Below are 16,360 nucleotides of genomic sequence, written 5' to 3'. Positions count from 1 at the left end.
TTACGAATTTCTCCCTAATACGAAAAATATTAACAAACAAACGTTAGGTAAGCTGTAAATAAGCATAAAATAATGTCATTTAATGTTTGAATCTCTCATACGCTGCTCTTTCCAGCATTTCTCTGTCATCAGGATGTGCAATGCTGATGAGTTCCTGCGCTCTTTGCTTTAGATTTTTACCATACAAATAAGCCGTTCCGTATTCAGTAACAACCCAGTGGATATGCCCTCTTGTTGTAACGACTCCGGCTCCCGGTTTAAGATAAGGTACTATTCTGGAAATTCCTTTTTTTGTTCTGGAAGTGATCGCAATGATCGGTTTTCCATCTTCACTTAACGCGGCGCCTCTCATAAAATCCATCTGCCCGCCGATTCCGCTATACTGCATCGTTCCGATGGAATCTGCACAAACCTGTCCGGTGAGATCTATTTCAATGGCTGAATTGATGGCAACCATTTTTTTATTCCGCATAATATTGATCGGGAAGTTTACTGTGCTTACATCATCGAAGGAAAATACCGTATTGTCATCGACATAATCATAAAGTTTCCGTGTTCCGAAACAAAAACTGGTGATGGTTTTGTTATCGTTGTATCCTTTATATTTATTATTGATCACATCATTTTGGATTAAATCAACAACACCGTCGCTCAGCATTTCCGTATGAACTCCCAGATCTTTGTGATTTCCTAAACATTTTAAAACCGCATCAGGAATCGTCCCGATACCCATCTGTAAAGTGGATCTGTCTTCAATGAGTTCTGCTACATTTTTCCCTACTTCCATTTCTTCAGGACCTACTTTTGCGCCGTAATCCACTGTTTGAAGCTCTTCTTCGTGCCAAACCAACTTGTTGATTTTGCTGATGTGAATCATTCCGTCTCCGTGAGTTCTCGGCATTAAAGGATTGACGATGGCAACAATTATTTTCGCAGTATCTACTGCAGCTCTGGCAACATCTACGGAAGTTCCCAAGGTACAGAAACCATGCTTATCCGGTGGAGAAACGGTAATTAAAGCAACATCCAACGGTAAAATATTTTTTCTGAAAAGAATAGGGATCTCACTTAAAAAAACAGGGACAAAATCTCCTCTGTCGGAATTTACGGCATCTCTTACAGGTGAAGAAACAAATAATGAATTGACGAAAAATTTATCTTTATACTGAGGTTTTGCAATTTCAACATTTCCCTGCTGTGTTATGGAAACCATTTCTACATTTTCCAGGCGGTGAGACTGTCTTGCAAGTTCGTCGATCAGGTAATTGGGAGTACATGCACTTCCGTGAAAAAATACGCGGTTTCCGCTTTTAATGGTATAAATTGCTTCTTCTGCACTTATATAATTATACATACTGAATTTTTTATATTTTTTTCTGTGATTTAAAGATAGCTTATATTGTTTTTATTAAGACCAAATACCCAAAGATTTTTATCATGTTTGGCAGGAAATGAGCAATAAAAAACCGAATCTATCGGATTCGGTTTCTTTATACGTAATAAAAAATTATTCCTGCGAGCGGTCTTCCATTGTTTTGTCCTGTTCTTCCAGCCATGAAGTTTTATAAGAAGGATCTTCAACTTTTAAAGCTTCTTCCGTTATTTTCAACGGACGAAAAGGGTCAACCATTACAGCATATTCTTCCGTGAATTTTTTTCCGATACTTCTTTCCATTGCTCCCGGGTGAGGCCCGTGAACGATTCCTCCCGGATGAAGGGTAAAATCCATTAAATCAATATGGTTACGGCTCATGAAATCTCCTTCTGTGTAGAATAAAACTTCATCAGAATCGATATTCGAGTGGTTATATGGGGCAGGGATTGCCATCGGATGATAGTCATACATTCTTGCGCAGAATGAGCAGACTACAAAATTGTGTCCTTCAAAATTCTGGTGAACCGGTGGCGGTTGATGAATCCTGCCTGTAATCGGTTCAAAATTCTTGATATTAAATTTATAAGGATAAAAGTATCCGTCCCAGCCGACAACATCGAAAGGATGCGTTGCATAAATGAAATCCGTGATCTGGTTTTCTTTTTTTACTTTTATTAAAAATTCTCCCTTTTCATCCTTCGGTTCAACGAAAGTCGGAGCTACAATATCTCTTTCGCAGAACGGAGAATGTTCCAGCAGCTGGCCAAACTCATTTCTGTATCTTTTCGGAGTATAAATCGGTGAATGGCTTTCCAGGACAAATAAAACCGCGTTGTCTGATTTTAATTCTACCTGATAAATGGTTCCCCGGGGAATAATTAAATAGTCACCTACAACAAATTCAAGATCTCCTACAAAAGTTTTGAGTGTTCCGCTTCCGTGATGAACGAAAAGAAGTTCGTCGCATTCCGCATTTTTATAGAAATAATCCATTGATTTTCTAGGTTTGGAAAGTCCCATTTTCAGGTCGTTATTGACCATCAGGAACTTTCTGCTGTCCAGAAAGTCATCTTCAGGAGTTACATTCATTCCCTTAAACATTCTTGGCGTTACATTTTTATCAACGGCAATTTTAGGCGTTACATCTTTGGCTTCACCAATTGATTTAATCTGTGTCGGACGGTGAATATGGTACAATAATGAAGAAATTCCATGAAAACCTTCCGTTCCGAAAAGCTGTTCATAGTAAAATTTATCTTCCGGAGATTTAAAGATCGTATGTCTTTTTTTGGGGAATATTTCCCGACTGATGATATCTCATTTTACTTTTATATGTAGTTTTTCAAATGTAATAATTTTTGATGAATTGAATTTAAACAATATTTCATAAAAGTTTTGTGATTAAAAATTAATTGTTAGTTTTGTCTAACAAATTTAATTTCATGAAACGAATACTATTTTTTATTGTCTTTCTGTCCGGGTTTTGTTTTTCTCAGAAGACTGACAGTTTGAGTACGAATGAGTCCCAAACTATAGATTCACTTGCAATAAAAAGTAAAAAGGCAATTAAGACAAAAGACATTGATGATGTAGTTATAACGGGAACTTTGAAGCCTGTGAGCAGATCAAAAAGTCCTGTTGCCGTAGAAATATACAGTCAGAAATTTTTCCAGAAAAATCCAACACCGAATATTTTTGAAGCTATCTCGATGATTAATGGCGTAAAACCGCAACTGAACTGTTCAGTTTGTAATACGGGGGATATTCATATTAATGGTCTTGAAGGCCCTTACACGATGATTTTAATCGACGGAATGCCGATTGTCAGTTCACTTTCTACAGTCTACGGACTTAGTGGAATTCCAAACAGTCTGGTGGATAGAATAGAAGTAGTGAAAGGCCCGGCTTCTTCTATTTATGGTTCTGAAGCGATGGGCGGAGTTATCAATATTATCACCAAAAATGCACTGACTGCCCCGAAATTGAGCATTGATATGATGACCACGACCTGGAGCGAGAATAATCTCGACTTGTCAACAAAATTTAACGTTGGTAAGAATATCGCTTCTTTATTAAGCCTGAACTATTTCAGCTTTGAAAAAAAAGTTTGATGAAAATAATGACAATTTTACGGACGGAGCTTTACAGAACAGGATTTCTGTATTCAATAAATGGAATTTCAGACGTAAGGAAAACCGGCAGGCAAGCTTTGCACTCAGGTACCTGTATGAAGATCGTTTCGGCGGAGAAATGCAGTGGAATAAATCGTACAGAGGAAGTAATGAAGTGTATGGTGAAAGCATTTATACAAATCGGATAGAAGCTTTCGGTGTTTATCAATGGCCTTTGAAAGAAAATATTATTACACAGTTTTCGTATAATTTTCATGATCAGAATTCATTTTATGGAGATAATCCTTTCACGGCGACCCAAAAAGTTATTTTTACACAAACTTACTGGGATAAAAAATTCGGAAATCATGATTTTATTGCAGGATTTACTTTTAAAAGGACTTTCTATGATGATAATACGCCCGGAACGTCGTCGTCTGACGGGCAGACAAATATACCGATGAAATCTCCTATTTTCGGAATGTTTATTCAGGATCAGTGGGAAATTAATGAAAAAAATACAGTATTGCTGGGCTATCGGTTTGATTATGATAAAATTCATCATGCGATCCATTCTCCCCGTTTTGCATGGAAATTTTCTCCCAATCCTTATCATACGATCAGATTGAACTTTGGGACAGGTTTCCGGGTTGTTAATCTTTTTACGGAAGATCATGCAGCGCTTACAGGATCCCGTGAAGTTGTTGTTCAGTCAAATTTAAAACCTGAAAAATCAATCAACGGAAATCTTAATTACATCTGGAAAATCCCTGCAGGAAAAAATCTGATCAATCTTGATGCTTCCGCTTTTTATACGTATTTCAGCAACAAAATTGTAGGAGATTTCGATACTGATCCCGCAAAAATTATTTATGATAACCTTAATGGTTATGGTATTTCAAGAGGTTTATCTTTAAATGTGGATTACAATTTCAGTTTTCCCTTAAACGTCGGTCTGGGTGTGACTTATCTTGATGTTTATCAGAAATTTGATGATGAAAGGCAAAAATCGCAACAGCTTCATGCCCCGAAATGGAGTGGAACGTATAATTTGACCTATAGATTTGCAAGCAATTTGACGATAGACTTTACTGGCCAGTTTTATGGGCCGATGCGATTGCCCGTTTTACCGGATGATTACCGTCCTGAATATTCTCCGTTTTACACATTGGCCAATATTCAGATTTCAAAAAGTTTTAAATCCGGATTTGAGGTGTATTGCGGAATCAAAAATTTATTCAATTTTACTCCGAAAGATCCTTTGATGCGGCCGTTTGATCCTTTTGATAAATATGTGAATGATCCTGTTGGTAATCCTTATCACTACACTTTTGATACGACGTACGGATATGCTCCAATGCAGAAGATAAGAGGATTTCTGGGAATAAAATACATTTTAAAATAAAGATTAATTAAGTGTAAGATTTTTACACAAAGATTATTAAAAATGATTATTTTTAGAAAGCTAAGGCAAACAAATTTGCAGCACAAAGCTTAAACGAACCGTTTCATCAAATCAACTTGTTGATTAAACTTTGCTCACTTTAATAAATTAGGGAAATTTAAAAACTTTGTGCTTAAAATAAAATTCATAAAGATTAAAACTTGTCAAATGAGAACTTTAGTGATATTTTTAATGGTTGTTCCGTCTTTTTGTTTTTCACAGATAAAGACAGTTACCTTTCATGAGGTAGAGGCTCAACAGAAAGAAAATCCAAAGCCCGTCATTATTCATATATATACGAGCTGGTGTTCGGTTTGTAAGATTGAATATTTTAAATTAAATAAAGACAGAGATTTGGTCAAATTAATCAATGAAAATTTTTACTTCATCAATTTTGATGCGGAAAAAATGAGAGAAAAAATCCATTTTCAGGGAGAAGAATTTAATTATCTGCCTAACGGGAATTCCGGAATTCATGAATTGGTTTTGGCTTTATCAAAGAATAAAAAGCACCCTGTTTATCCATTATGGATTATTTTAGATAAAAATCAGAATTTAGTGGAGTATCACGAAGGAATTTTCACTCCCGAAGAGATGAAGCAAAAACTTAATGAAATTTTCAATCATTAAGTATCAATTTTGTAGTAAAAGTACGGTAATAATTGCTAAAATCGCAGGCAATGCCTGAACAAAAAATATCTTTTTCGTTGCTGAAATGGCTCCGTAAATTCCAGCTACCGCAACACATCCAAGAAAAAATAATGCGACGTTCGATTGCCACTTCGGATCTTCAATAAAGAATGACCATATCAGTCCCGCAGCCAGAAAGCCATTATAAAGTCCCTGATTGGCAGCTAAACCTTTTGTGGGCTTAAACATTTCTGCCGGTAAAGCTGCTTTGAAAACTTCTTTACCTTTGGTTTCCCAGGCAAACATTTCCATCCAGAGAATATAAAGATGCTCAAGGGCTACCACTGCAATTAAGATTTTGGCTACGATTTCCATAATTTACTGTTTTGTCATTGTAAAACTAAAAAAATAAAGTTAAGTTTGGTCATACAATTTCATAAATGGAAACTTTTAAGCAACATTTAGCTAAATTTATCAGTATTAATGAAGAAGAATTTGCTTCTGTTCTTTCATTTTTTCAGGTGCTGGAAGTTAAGAAAAAGCAGAATCTGATGCTGGAGGGAGAAATTTGCAGGTCGGTTTTCTTTGTTGTAAAAGGATGTGTCAGGAAATTTTTTATTAATGAAAAAGGTATTGAGCAAACTACGGAATTTGCTATCGAAAACTGGTGGATCACGGATACTTTTGCTTATGAAAGACAGATAACATCCAATTTCTTTATTCAGACGGTTGAAAAATCGATTCTTTTAAAAATTGATCTTCCATCACAGGAAGAATTGTTAAGAAAGCATCCGGCAATGGAAAGGTATTTCAGAATGGTCTATCAACGTGCTTATGCAGCAGCGGAAAGAAGGATTCGGTATCTTTACGAACTCTCACGGGAAGAATCCTATATACTGTTCAGTACGCAGTATCCCTGGTTTATCCAGAGAATTCCGCAATATTTAATTGCTTCATTTTTAGGTTTTACCCCGGAATATTTAAGTGAAATCAGGGCAAAATTACGATCTTAAACCAGTTTAAGATTTTTATCGATGATAAGAATGAACTTTGTCTCAGAAATTTAAAACAAAATATTATGAGCGCAAGATTCAACATGGCAACGACCAATGCGGCCGCCTACAAAGCGGGAATAGGGATGGAAACTGCCCTTCAGAACAGTTTTTTAAGCCCGATTCAGAAAGAATTAATTAAAATCAGAGCTTCCCAGATCAACGGTTGTGCATTCTGTCTGGATATGCATACGAAAGATGCTTTGAAATATGGTGAAACACCCCAGAGGATTTTCCTTCTGAATGCCTGGAGAGATGCTAAAGAATTTTTTACAGAAGAAGAACAGGTTATTTTAGCTGTTGCGGAAGAAATTACTTTGATCAGCCAGAAGGGACTTTCGGAAGAAACATATCAAAAAGCAAAAGAACTTTTCAATGAAATTCAGATTGCTGATATCATTATGGCTGCAATAACGATCAATATGTGGAACAGAATAGCGATCTCCACCCACATGCCGGTTGCGAAATAAACTTATTCAAAGTTATTCAAAAGGCGCCTTCTCAGTAACGGGAAGCGCCTTTTCTTATAGGGCTAAATTTATGTCAATCTGTATTCAGATCATTTGGGTCAAATATATTTGTGGTTTTTCCTGCAATTTGTCATCAATCAAAGCTCCGAAATCCTGAATGTAAGGTTGTTGATTATGTTTTGATAATCCTTCTTCGTTTTTCCAGATTTCATAGAAAACAAACTGATTTTTATCTTCAATTCCCTGGTGAAGTGTGTACAGTTCATTGGCTTCTTCTTTTCTTGTTTCTTCGACCATATGCTGAAGAACTTTCAGTACTTCATTCCTGAATTCTTCTTTTGCTTTGATAACAGCGGTTAAATAAATTTTCATAAGGCTAATTCCGTTTTTATTTCTTTTTCAAATATGTTAGTAAGATGTTCTCTGTACAGTTTCATATCTCGTTCTATGTTTGCATTTTTTTCTACATCATGAAAATGAAAACTGTCCATTTTTTCCAATGAAACAAAAGCATTCATTCTGTGGAATCCAAATAAAGGCCCGTTGTCAACACTCGTTTCATTGAAAAATTCTCCCGGAAGTGTAAAGGCTGTTTCAGGAGCATTCCAACTTGTGGTAACCGTGTATTTTCTGCCGCCCAGCATTCCTCCGGTTCCATAGTTAATCTCCGGATTTTCAGAGGTTCTTCCGTCATTCATATAAATTCCTTTGGCATGACCGGCTGTGAAAACTTCATCAATATATTTTTTGAAACCGTTGGGTAACTGAAACCACCAGATCGGTGTATGGTAAATAATATAATCTGCCCAGACGAACTTTTCAACTTCTTCATTTTTGTCATACCCTTTATCAATATTAGTGATTTTTACTTCTACATTTTCAAAATTTCTCAAAACCTGCAGAGTATTCTCTGCAATAGTCTGATTGTATTTTCCTCCCGAATGTCCAAAGTTCTGTCCGGCGTTAATAATTAGTACTTTTTTCATTGTTTTATGATTGTTTAAATTTTACTGGACAAAGGTATCAGGTAATTTACTATAAGTAAAATAATAAAAATCATAGCTAAGTATTATTTAAATGATATTGAGTATAAATATTTAATAATCAAAATCTTATTGCTTGAATAGACAGCCTTTATTGTTTATATTGATGTTAAAAATATTATAATTGTGATTATTAAAGTATATTTGCATCATAAAAGTAATACTTATGGTTAATTTAGAGTGGTACAGAACTTTTAAAGCAATCTATAAAACAGGAACGCTCACGGAAGCTGCAGATACGCTTTTCATTTCTCAACCGGGAGTGAGTTTACACCTGAGTTCTCTGGAAGCATATGTAGGATACAAATTGTTTGATAGAACTGGAAGGAAAATGATTCCGACCGAAAGAGGAAAGGTTTTATTTAATGCTATTTCTGAACCATTGACAAAACTGGAAGAAGTTGAAAAAAACTTCCAGAAATCAACAGAAAAACTTACTCCAACCATAAGTGTCGGCATGTGTTTTGAAACATTTCAGACAACCCTGGAGCAATATGTTTCAAGTTTACCCTTTAATCTTATTATCAGTTTCGGGGAATATCGGGAAATGCTGGATCAGCTGGATAAAGGAATTTTAGACTTAATTATCACTCCTAAAAAAGGAACTTCTCCTAATATTCTTCACGAAGCATTTTCTTCTGAACAGATTATTCTTGTTGGTGGAAAAGATGTTGATATACAGGAATTTGAAAATGTTCTAAATGACAAAGGCATTGAACATGCTGAAGAGTGGCTGAAAAATGAAAAATGGTACGGTACTGCAGGAGATATGGAACATCTTTTTCAATTCTGGATCCTTAATTTTGGTCACAAACCGAATTTCCGACCGAATTATATTGTCCCAAATCTCAATTCCATCGTACGATGCCTGAAAGGAGGCACGGGGCTGGCTGTCGTTCCTGATTTTCTTTGTAAAAAAGAAATTGAGAATGGGGAAGTGAAACTGATCTGGGAAGGGGAGAAAAAACTGGAAAATACACTGTATTTTGGATGCAGAAAAAATACCAGTTATCAAAATGAAATCAATCATATTAAAGGATTATTTAGAAAAGTCATGGGAAAAGAGGATACCTTGGTGGTATAGATTTCTATAAACATTTACAAACAATATAAATTAATAAAATTTAAAATATGCAGAAAAAAACATATCCGGGCCAGCCTGTGATTACATTAAATAATGGTATTGATATTCCGGCTTTAGGCTTCGGAGTATGGCAGATGGAAGATTTAAAAGAATGTGAAAATGCGGTGATAAAAGCCATTGAAACCGGCTACAGAATGATCGATACGGCTGCTATTTATCAGAATGAAACGGCTGTAGGGAATGCCATCAAAAACGGTGGAGCAGACAGGGAAGAATTATTTATCACATCAAAGCTTTGGGTTCAGGATACATCGTATGAAAAGGCAAAAAGTGCTTTTCAGAGAACTTTGGACAGATTACAACTGGATTATCTTGATATGTACCTTATCCACTGGCCGTATGCCGATTTCTTAGGAGCATGGAAAGCAATGGAGGAACTTTATCAGGAAGGAAAGATCAAGGCGATAGGAGTCTGCAATTTTACAGTGGAAAAATTAGAAGAATTAAAAGCTCAGGCAAATATTCTTCCGGTTATTAATCAGATTGAACTGCACCCGATCTTTCAGCAGAAGGAACTGCAGGTTTATAACAGGGAAAATAATATCATCACCCAACCGTGGAGCCCTCTTGGAAACGGTAATGCCGGTTTGCTGGAAAATAAAGAATTAAAAGCTATCGGTGAAAAATACAGCAAAACTGTTGCCCAGGTGATTTTAAGATGGCATCTTCAGGAGGGTTTCTGCGTAATCCCAAAATCGGTGACTCCTTCAAGGATAGAAGAAAACTTTAATGTTTTTGATTTTGAATTATCAGAAGACGAAATGAATGTTGTCCGTTCTTTAGATACCGGCAAAAGATTATTCTTTGATCCGAAAGATTCTGCATGGGAACAAAAAATGCTTAATGCGGTTGCAGATATTTAATTTTAAATCACGAATTTAATAGAAAGAAGTAATAAATATTTATTGCTTCTTTTTTTATTAAAAAATATCATTTAACTTTACTTTAAACTTAATAACTAAAATTATGGAAACAAAAGTAAATGAACAGATTACAGACGCTGTAACACAATCTAATGTAAAAGTAGTAGGAGAATCTCCTGCTATGGCACTTGCAAATGTTTATCAAACTGCTGCTCATTCCACAGGGCTTATGTTTGAAAATGCAGTTAATGCTCAGAACCAGCAGAATATTCTGGCACAGGCGGCAGCAAATCAAGGAATAGCACAGATTTACAGCATCGATACTATTTCAGATGCTATTGCTATTGCAAAAATGTTGAATGGCAATGCTTAGGATATTGGAAAACTTTTAGAGGCGATGAAGGAAGCTGAGAAATTTCACCTGAATCATAGTTAAAGCAGTGTAAATTCTTTATATTTTTGCTGACTTAAAAGTGCTAGATTTCATCATGAAAAAAATAATTTTACCGTTTATCCTGTTCTTAATTATTTCCTGTAGCAGTAATGATGAAGATCAGAATTTCAGTAATAAAACTTCAATTGTCGGAAAATGGTATATTGAAAAATCTGAGATTTACCGGTCTTTAAATCAGCAGATTCAGACTTCTTTCTCAACGGAGTGCCAGAAAATCAGCACCCATGAATTTACTTCTTCGCATCTTATTTCAATCTCTTTCGCTCAAAACAATAATACCTGCGAAAAAACAGATGCTGTAGCAAGGAAATATACGTTCGAGAAAGGAAGTGGTAAATTCTGGTTTGAAGGTGAGGAAAATTATCCGTATTTCGTAACTAAGCTTACTCCAACCGATATGGTTATGGAAGACCGTACTCAGGATTTTGACGGGGACGGAACCAAAGATATACTAAGACGTTTTTATAAAAGAATTGATTAAAATAAAAACTCCTTTCGGTCTGAAAGGAGTTTATTTCTATATTTAATAAGTTATTTCGTAAGATCAAGTCCTCCGAAATTTCCGGAACTCATCATGAGATAAACTCCTTGGGTTTTATCTAAAGTATTCCAGTAGGCATGAAGATCTTCCGCGTTGGTGAAAACTTTCAGATTTTCATTTTTAAACTTTTCTTTGATCAGGTCGGGAGAAATCGGTTCCATTCTTTTAATCTTTAAAGCATCTTCAGAATAGAAAACAACAGCTTCATCCAGTCCATCCATCGCATGGTCATACTGTTCAAGGAAAACAGGATTTAAGCTTGAATACGTATGCAATTCCAGAAAACCGTATTTATTTTCATTTTTAAACTGCTCCAGAAAAGCTTTTACCGTAGCTTTTACTTTACTAGGAGCGTGGGCAAAATCTTTGTAAAGCGTTCCGTTATCTTCCCGTTCTACTTTTTCAAGACGTTTTGATGCGCCTTTAAAACTCATGATGGCTTCGTAGAAATCTTCATCCATAATTCCCAATGTATGACAGATATATCTTGCGCCCTCCATATTGAGCAGATTATGAGCCCCGAAAACGGAAAGAGGTACATCTCCCATTTCTGTTTTTAAATGAACTTGTCCGTTACTGATTTCGTAATCCGGAGTTTTATAAGGAATCTTTCTGAAATAATTTTCAGCCGCTTCCACAACTTTCACCACTTCAGGATCCTCTTCATTATATACCAAAACGCCACCTGCTGTAATACTTGATACAAATTTTCTGAACTGTTCTATATAATCATCAAAAGTTTTGAAAACGTTGATATGATCCCACGCAATTCCGCTCAGCAAAGCAATATTAGGCTGATACAATAAAAATTTTGAACGGAGATCGATAGGAGAGGACAGGTATTCATCACCTTCCAACACCATAAAGTCGTTGTCTTGTGTTAATTTTACCATACAGTCAAAACCTTCAAGCTGAGCTCCCACCATATAGTCTACGTTTTTCTGATGGAAATTCAGGACGTGGAGGATCATCGAAGTGATGGTAGTTTTTCCGTGGGAACCTGCGATCACAACTCTTGTTTTATTTTTTGACTGCTCATATAGAAATTCGGGATAAGAATATATTTTTAAACCTAATTCTTTAGCTCTTGCTAGTTCAGGATTATCCTGATGAGCATGCATTCCTAGAATGACCGCATCTATATCAGCAGTAATTTTTTCCGGAAACCAACCCATTTCTTCAGGTAAAATTCCTTTATTTTCAAGCCTGGATCTCGAAGGCTCAAAAACAGCATCATCCGAACCTGTTACCTGATATCCTTTATCCTTTAAAGCAATCGCAAGATTATGCATCGCGCTTCCGCCGATAGCAATGAAATGAGTCTTCAATTGTATTACTGTTTTTTTACATTATTATTAATGATCTCCTGAAAAGCATTGGTAATATTTAACCAGTTTGTCTTATAATTAGACATGATCGCGCTGGCGTCTGTTTTACTGCCTTCGTTGGGACCTTTTTTGATCGTAATAGATGTTGATATAAAATCGTAGATCTTCTTATGATCTTCCTGTATTCTTCTGAAATTATTTTGTGAAAGCGTATTATTTATCTTTTTTTAAATCTTCATCCGATATTTTAAAAGTCTGTTTTATCTTTTTGCCCTGCCCCTCAAAAGAGTAATGCGCTTCATTTCCTTTAATAAGAAGGTTTTCATAAATCGGTGCATAGCCTCCGCTCTTAGAATAACTGATATCAAAATCCGAATACACTTTCTGGCTGTTGCATGATACTAATACTATGATCGCGAATAAGATTTCTAATATTCTTTTCATAATTCTTCTACTTTAATTACCTGAATCTTTTTGTTCTGACTTTTTAGCTTTTAGCTCTTCATCATAATTGTGCAGTACATTAAAATCTTCTGTCTGCTCAATGGCGGTCATTATTTTATGTAAAATTTCCTGAGCATTTTCTTTATCATAATCAATATTAAGTGGCGCCTTAAATTCCATTGTAGGCTTTACACCCGTGACTTTTACTCGAAGGCCTTTTTTATCGAAAGCCCTGCGGAAGCCGTTTATTTTTATCGGAATGACAATCGGCCGCTGATTTTTTACCAGTTTCGCCGTCCCTCTTCTTCCTTGTGCAAAGGCAGAAGTCGTTCCCTGAGGAAAAGTGGCTACCCAACCGTTATCCAGAGCCTTCATTATATTATCCACCTCGCTCATATCTACCATTCTGTTCACATTTTTACCCTCAGCCCTCCAAGTTCTTTTTACCGTTACAGCGCCGGCGATTTTAAAGATTTTAGGTAAAATTCCTTTATTCATCGTTTCTTCTGCTGCAACGTAATAAAAATCAATTTTTGGATTCAGCAGATAGATAGGGTTTTTTATAGTGTTCAGATATCCGTTATTCACTGCGCAGAAAGCGTGATACATTGCCGCTACGTCAGCAAAATACGTCTGATGGTTAGATACAAACAAAACATTGGAATCAGGAAGATCCACAAGATGCTCGGTGCCTGTAATTTTTAGTTTATTAAAGCCATTGAATCTTCGGTAAGACACAATTCCTAATATAAAAATGATTATCCTTTTTAAAAAATAAGGAGTTCCGAACGCATCGGTGAAAATGTTTTTCTTCGCCATCTCTCAATTAAACACAGTGGTGCAAAGTTACATTTTTTTCAGTAATTGGCTGAATTCGCTTAATATCATTGCTGTTGCGCCCCAAATGATATATCCGTTGAAGTTGATCACCGGGACTTCGCTTCCTCCTGCGGTAGATAATGCCATAATTTCGGGCTGATCCGGAAGGTTTAAAAAACATGTGATCGGAAATTCGATAACTTCCACCGCCTCAGTTTGCTGTAAGATAAACTCAGGATTTTTCTTCGTATAAGATATATAAGGATATACATAAAAATTACTTGGCGGGATATAAATTGGCGACATTTCCCGGATAATCCTTACATAATGCTTTTCAACTCCGATCTCTTCAGAGGTTTCACGGACTGCAGTTTCAGCAAAATCCCTGTCCGCTTCCTCGCGTTTCCCGCCAGGCAGAGAAATTTGTCCGCTATGCCTGTCATGTTCATTGATAGTCCTTTGGATCAGCGGAAAGTGCCATTCATCATTCTTAAGATAAAGAATAATATTTACGGCAGCAAACTTCGGATTCTTTGTCAAAACTTCATCATAAGTAAAAACAGGCCGGTAAGGCGGCGAGAAAACTCCATGGGCATTTTCCCCCGGCAATTCAGCAATCTTTATTTTTCTCAATAAATCTTTTCCAAAACTCATATCCAAATTTAATAATATATTTTGAAGAAAGGAAACCAACAGAGGGATTTAACAAACATTGACACGAATAGTAGAAAATGAAAAAGATAACCTTATATATACTCTATGTATCCAATACAGAACTTATTCTCTTTCCAACCCTCTTACTCTCCGACCTATAAATGCTTCAATTAGCAGCTTTTTCCGGCTCTTCGCTCTTACTCCTCGCGCCGCAACTTCCCATGCTCCCCACCGCTAAACCCATTCCTTCCCAACCCTCCAACTCCGCTGTGGGGTAACCGCTTCGATCCGGGCTAGGTTGTGGGTGCTTGATTTCAACGGTCACCACTCAAAAACATATGATCTAAAACCCTCCAACTCTTTTCTTAGAATAAAAAAAACCTTTACTATTTAAATTCACCATCTGCGCCATCTGCAAAATCTGTGAGAGCTTAAATACAAAACAAACCATACACACTCCCGAAACACCAACATCCTCCACCCCTCATCCCCTCCAACTCAAAAATCAAACTTTTGTTTAAAATTATTCTCTTTAGTATTCAGTGGGTTAAGGGGTAAATGTGAATAGAACATGAATATTATGTTAAGTAAATTAGGATTATAAGGTTTAAAAGTACTACTTTTGCCCCACTGAAAACGAGAGTATCAGTAAGCGCAGAAGAGCTTTTAAGAAGAGCGGATAAATTAAAAAGAACTCCTTTATTTAATAAGGATACATTTAAAAGTCGGATTTAGTTCATGAATTTTTTTTTCAGAAAATATTTGTGAGAATAAAAAAGATTAGTATCTTTGCAGTCCCGATAAAACGGGAGCGCAGGAGTAGGTTTGACGGATGTTTGAATGGAGATTAGGGTTATCAAAAAACTTTAAAAATTCTTTTAAAAACATTTGGTTGATAAGAAATAATTTATTACTTTTGCACTCGCAAATACGGCGTGAAACTGACAGAGAAAGTAGCGGAGTATGAAGCGGAAGATTTGAAGATCATTGACATACAATATAACAACCAAGTAAGGAAAAACTAAAGCGTTAAAAAACTTTGAGTGAGTCAAGAACAAACATACAATGGAGAGTTTGATCCTGGCTCAGGATGAACGCTAGCGGGAGGCCTAACACATGCAAGCTGAGCGGTAGAGATCTTTCGGGATCTTGAGAGCGGCGTACGGGTGCGGAACACGTGTGCAACCTGCCTTTATCAGGGGGGATAGCCTTTCGAAAGGAAGATTAATACTCCATAATATAATAGATGGCATCATTTATTATTGAAAACTGAGGTGGATAGAGATGGGCACGCGCAAGATTAGATAGTTGGTGAGGTAACGGCTCACCAAGTCGATGATCTTTAGGGGGCCTGAGAGGGTGATCCCCCACACTGGTACTGAGACACGGACCAGACTCCTACGGGAGGCAGCAGTGAGGAATATTGGACAATGGGTTAGCGCCTGATCCAGCCATCCCGCGTGAAGGACGACGGCCCTATGGGTTGTAAACTTCTTTTGTACAGGGATAAACCTATCTACGTGTAGATAGCTGAAGGTACTGTACGAATAAGCACCGGCTAACTCCGTGCCAGCAGCCGCGGTAATACGGAGGGTGCAAGCGTTATCCGGATTTATTGGGTTTAAAGGGTCCGTAGGCGGATCCGTAAGTCAGTGGTGAAATCTCACAGCTTAACTGTGAAACTGCCATTGATACTGCGGGTCTTGAGTAAGGTAGAAGTGGCTGGAATAAGTAGTGTAGCGGTGAAATGCATAGATATTACTTAGAACACCAATTGCGAAGGCAGGTCACTATGTCTTAACTGACGCTGATGGACGAAAGCGTGGGGAGCGAACAGGATTAGATACCCTGGTAGTCCACGCCGTAAACGATGCTAACTCGTTTTTGGGCTTTCGGGTTCAGAGACTAAGCGAAAGTGATAAGTTAGCCACCTGGGGAGTACGTTCGCAAGAATGAAACTCAAAGGAATTGACGGGGGCCCGCACAAG

Annotated in this window: 15 protein-coding genes, 1 rRNA gene and 2 pseudogenes (1 of these 18 cut by a window edge); 9 read left to right on the top strand and 9 right to left on the bottom strand. The window is 36.8% G+C overall.

The genetic code is table 11. From position 1 onward, the window contains the following. Nucleotides 1-79: 79 nt before the first annotated feature. The gene (locus AAHI02_RS08665) at nt 80-1,354 is read right to left on the bottom strand and encodes an acetyl-CoA hydrolase/transferase C-terminal domain-containing protein (RefSeq protein ID WP_346986293.1); all 1,275 of its coding nucleotides are present in this window, start codon (nt 1,352-1,354) and stop codon (nt 80-82) included. 153 nt (nt 1,355-1,507) lie between these two features. Beyond that, nucleotides 1,508-2,696 (bottom strand): annotated as a pseudogene (locus AAHI02_RS08660) (homogentisate 1,2-dioxygenase). A gap of 121 nt (nt 2,697-2,817) precedes the next feature. Between AAHI02_RS08660 and AAHI02_RS08655 the strand changes: the two are divergent. Further along, nucleotides 2,818-4,891 (top strand): annotated as a pseudogene (locus AAHI02_RS08655) (TonB-dependent receptor). A 207-nt stretch (nt 4,892-5,098) separates the two neighbouring features. Beyond that, nucleotides 5,099-5,560 (top strand): thioredoxin fold domain-containing protein, encoded by a 462-nt coding sequence (locus AAHI02_RS08650; RefSeq protein ID WP_346986292.1) that lies wholly within the window; start codon nt 5,099-5,101, stop codon nt 5,558-5,560. A 3-nt stretch (nt 5,561-5,563) separates the two neighbouring features. Here AAHI02_RS08650 and AAHI02_RS08645 read toward each other — a convergent pair whose 3' ends face one another. Continuing rightward, nucleotides 5,564-5,935 (bottom strand): DUF1304 domain-containing protein, encoded by a 372-nt coding sequence (locus AAHI02_RS08645; protein ID WP_346986291.1) that lies wholly within the window; start codon nt 5,933-5,935, stop codon nt 5,564-5,566. A 65-nt stretch (nt 5,936-6,000) separates the two neighbouring features. Between AAHI02_RS08645 and AAHI02_RS08640 the strand changes: the two genes are divergently transcribed. Together AAHI02_RS08640 and AAHI02_RS08635 are read left to right on the top strand one after the other, a co-directional pair. Beyond that, nucleotides 6,001-6,573, top strand: a complete 573-nt coding sequence (locus tag AAHI02_RS08640) for a Crp/Fnr family transcriptional regulator (RefSeq protein WP_346986290.1) — start codon at nt 6,001-6,003, stop codon at nt 6,571-6,573. 65 nt (nt 6,574-6,638) lie between these two features. Then, the gene (locus tag AAHI02_RS08635; protein ID WP_346986289.1) at nt 6,639-7,082 is read left to right on the top strand and encodes a carboxymuconolactone decarboxylase family protein; all 444 of its coding nucleotides are present in this window, start codon (nt 6,639-6,641) and stop codon (nt 7,080-7,082) included. Nucleotides 7,083-7,166: 84 nt separating this feature from the next. Here the strand turns inward: AAHI02_RS08635 and AAHI02_RS08630 are convergent, their stop codons facing one another. Continuing rightward, nucleotides 7,167-7,454 (bottom strand): putative quinol monooxygenase, encoded by a 288-nt coding sequence (locus AAHI02_RS08630; protein WP_346986288.1) that lies wholly within the window; start codon nt 7,452-7,454, stop codon nt 7,167-7,169. Beyond that, entirely contained in the window at nt 7,451-8,068 is a 618-nt protein-coding gene (locus AAHI02_RS08625) for an NAD(P)H-dependent oxidoreductase (RefSeq protein ID WP_346986287.1), read from the bottom strand. The genes AAHI02_RS08630 and AAHI02_RS08625 overlap by 4 nt, the downstream gene beginning before the upstream one ends. A 223-nt stretch (nt 8,069-8,291) precedes the next feature. On the opposite strand from AAHI02_RS08625, the gene AAHI02_RS08620 reads away from it, so the two are divergent. From AAHI02_RS08620 to AAHI02_RS08605, 4 genes are all read left to right on the top strand, one after another. Further along, entirely contained in the window at nt 8,292-9,209 is a 918-nt protein-coding gene (locus AAHI02_RS08620) for a LysR family transcriptional regulator (protein ID WP_346986286.1), read from the top strand. Between the two features lie 47 nt (nt 9,210-9,256). Next, nucleotides 9,257-10,132 carry an aldo/keto reductase gene (locus AAHI02_RS08615; RefSeq protein WP_346986285.1) on the top strand — a complete coding sequence of 292 codons (876 nt, stop codon included), beginning with the start codon at nt 9,257-9,259 and terminating at the stop codon, nt 10,130-10,132. 103 nt (nt 10,133-10,235) lie between these two features. Further along, nucleotides 10,236-10,505 (top strand): RebB family R body protein, encoded by a 270-nt coding sequence (locus AAHI02_RS08610; RefSeq protein WP_346986284.1) that lies wholly within the window; start codon nt 10,236-10,238, stop codon nt 10,503-10,505. Between the two features lie 115 nt (nt 10,506-10,620). Beyond that, the gene (locus AAHI02_RS08605) at nt 10,621-11,067 is read left to right on the top strand and encodes a lipocalin family protein (protein ID WP_346986283.1); all 447 of its coding nucleotides are present in this window, start codon (nt 10,621-10,623) and stop codon (nt 11,065-11,067) included. 50 nt (nt 11,068-11,117) lie between these two features. On the opposite strand, the gene AAHI02_RS08600 is transcribed toward AAHI02_RS08605, so the two are convergent. The 4 genes from AAHI02_RS08600 to AAHI02_RS08585 all read right to left on the bottom strand — a co-directional run bounded on the left by AAHI02_RS08600 (nt 11,118) and on the right by AAHI02_RS08585 (nt 14,372). Next, nucleotides 11,118-12,455, bottom strand: a complete 1,338-nt coding sequence (locus AAHI02_RS08600) for a Mur ligase family protein (protein WP_346986282.1) — start codon at nt 12,453-12,455, stop codon at nt 11,118-11,120. Nucleotides 12,456-12,668: 213 nt separating this feature from the next. Continuing rightward, nucleotides 12,669-12,899, bottom strand: coding sequence for a hypothetical protein (locus AAHI02_RS08595; protein ID WP_346986281.1), 231 nt, complete (start codon nt 12,897-12,899; stop codon nt 12,669-12,671). Between the two features lie 12 nt (nt 12,900-12,911). Then, nucleotides 12,912-13,718, bottom strand: a complete 807-nt coding sequence (locus AAHI02_RS08590; protein ID WP_346986280.1) for a lysophospholipid acyltransferase family protein — start codon at nt 13,716-13,718, stop codon at nt 12,912-12,914. 27 nt (nt 13,719-13,745) lie between these two features. Continuing rightward, nucleotides 13,746-14,372, bottom strand: a complete 627-nt coding sequence (locus AAHI02_RS08585) for a CoA pyrophosphatase (RefSeq protein ID WP_346986279.1) — start codon at nt 14,370-14,372, stop codon at nt 13,746-13,748. Nucleotides 14,373-15,434: 1,062 nt separating this feature from the next. On the opposite strand from AAHI02_RS08585, the gene AAHI02_RS08580 reads away from it, so the two are divergent. Beyond that, nucleotides 15,435-16,360 (top strand): 16S ribosomal RNA (locus tag AAHI02_RS08580); it runs 592 nt beyond the window's last position.

This window comes from Chryseobacterium sp. POE27 (assembly GCF_039727685.1).
GTDB lineage: Bacteria > Bacteroidota > Bacteroidia > Flavobacteriales > Weeksellaceae > Chryseobacterium.
The sequence above is the reverse complement of the archived record's forward strand: the minus strand, read 5'-3'. Positions and strand labels throughout refer to the sequence as shown.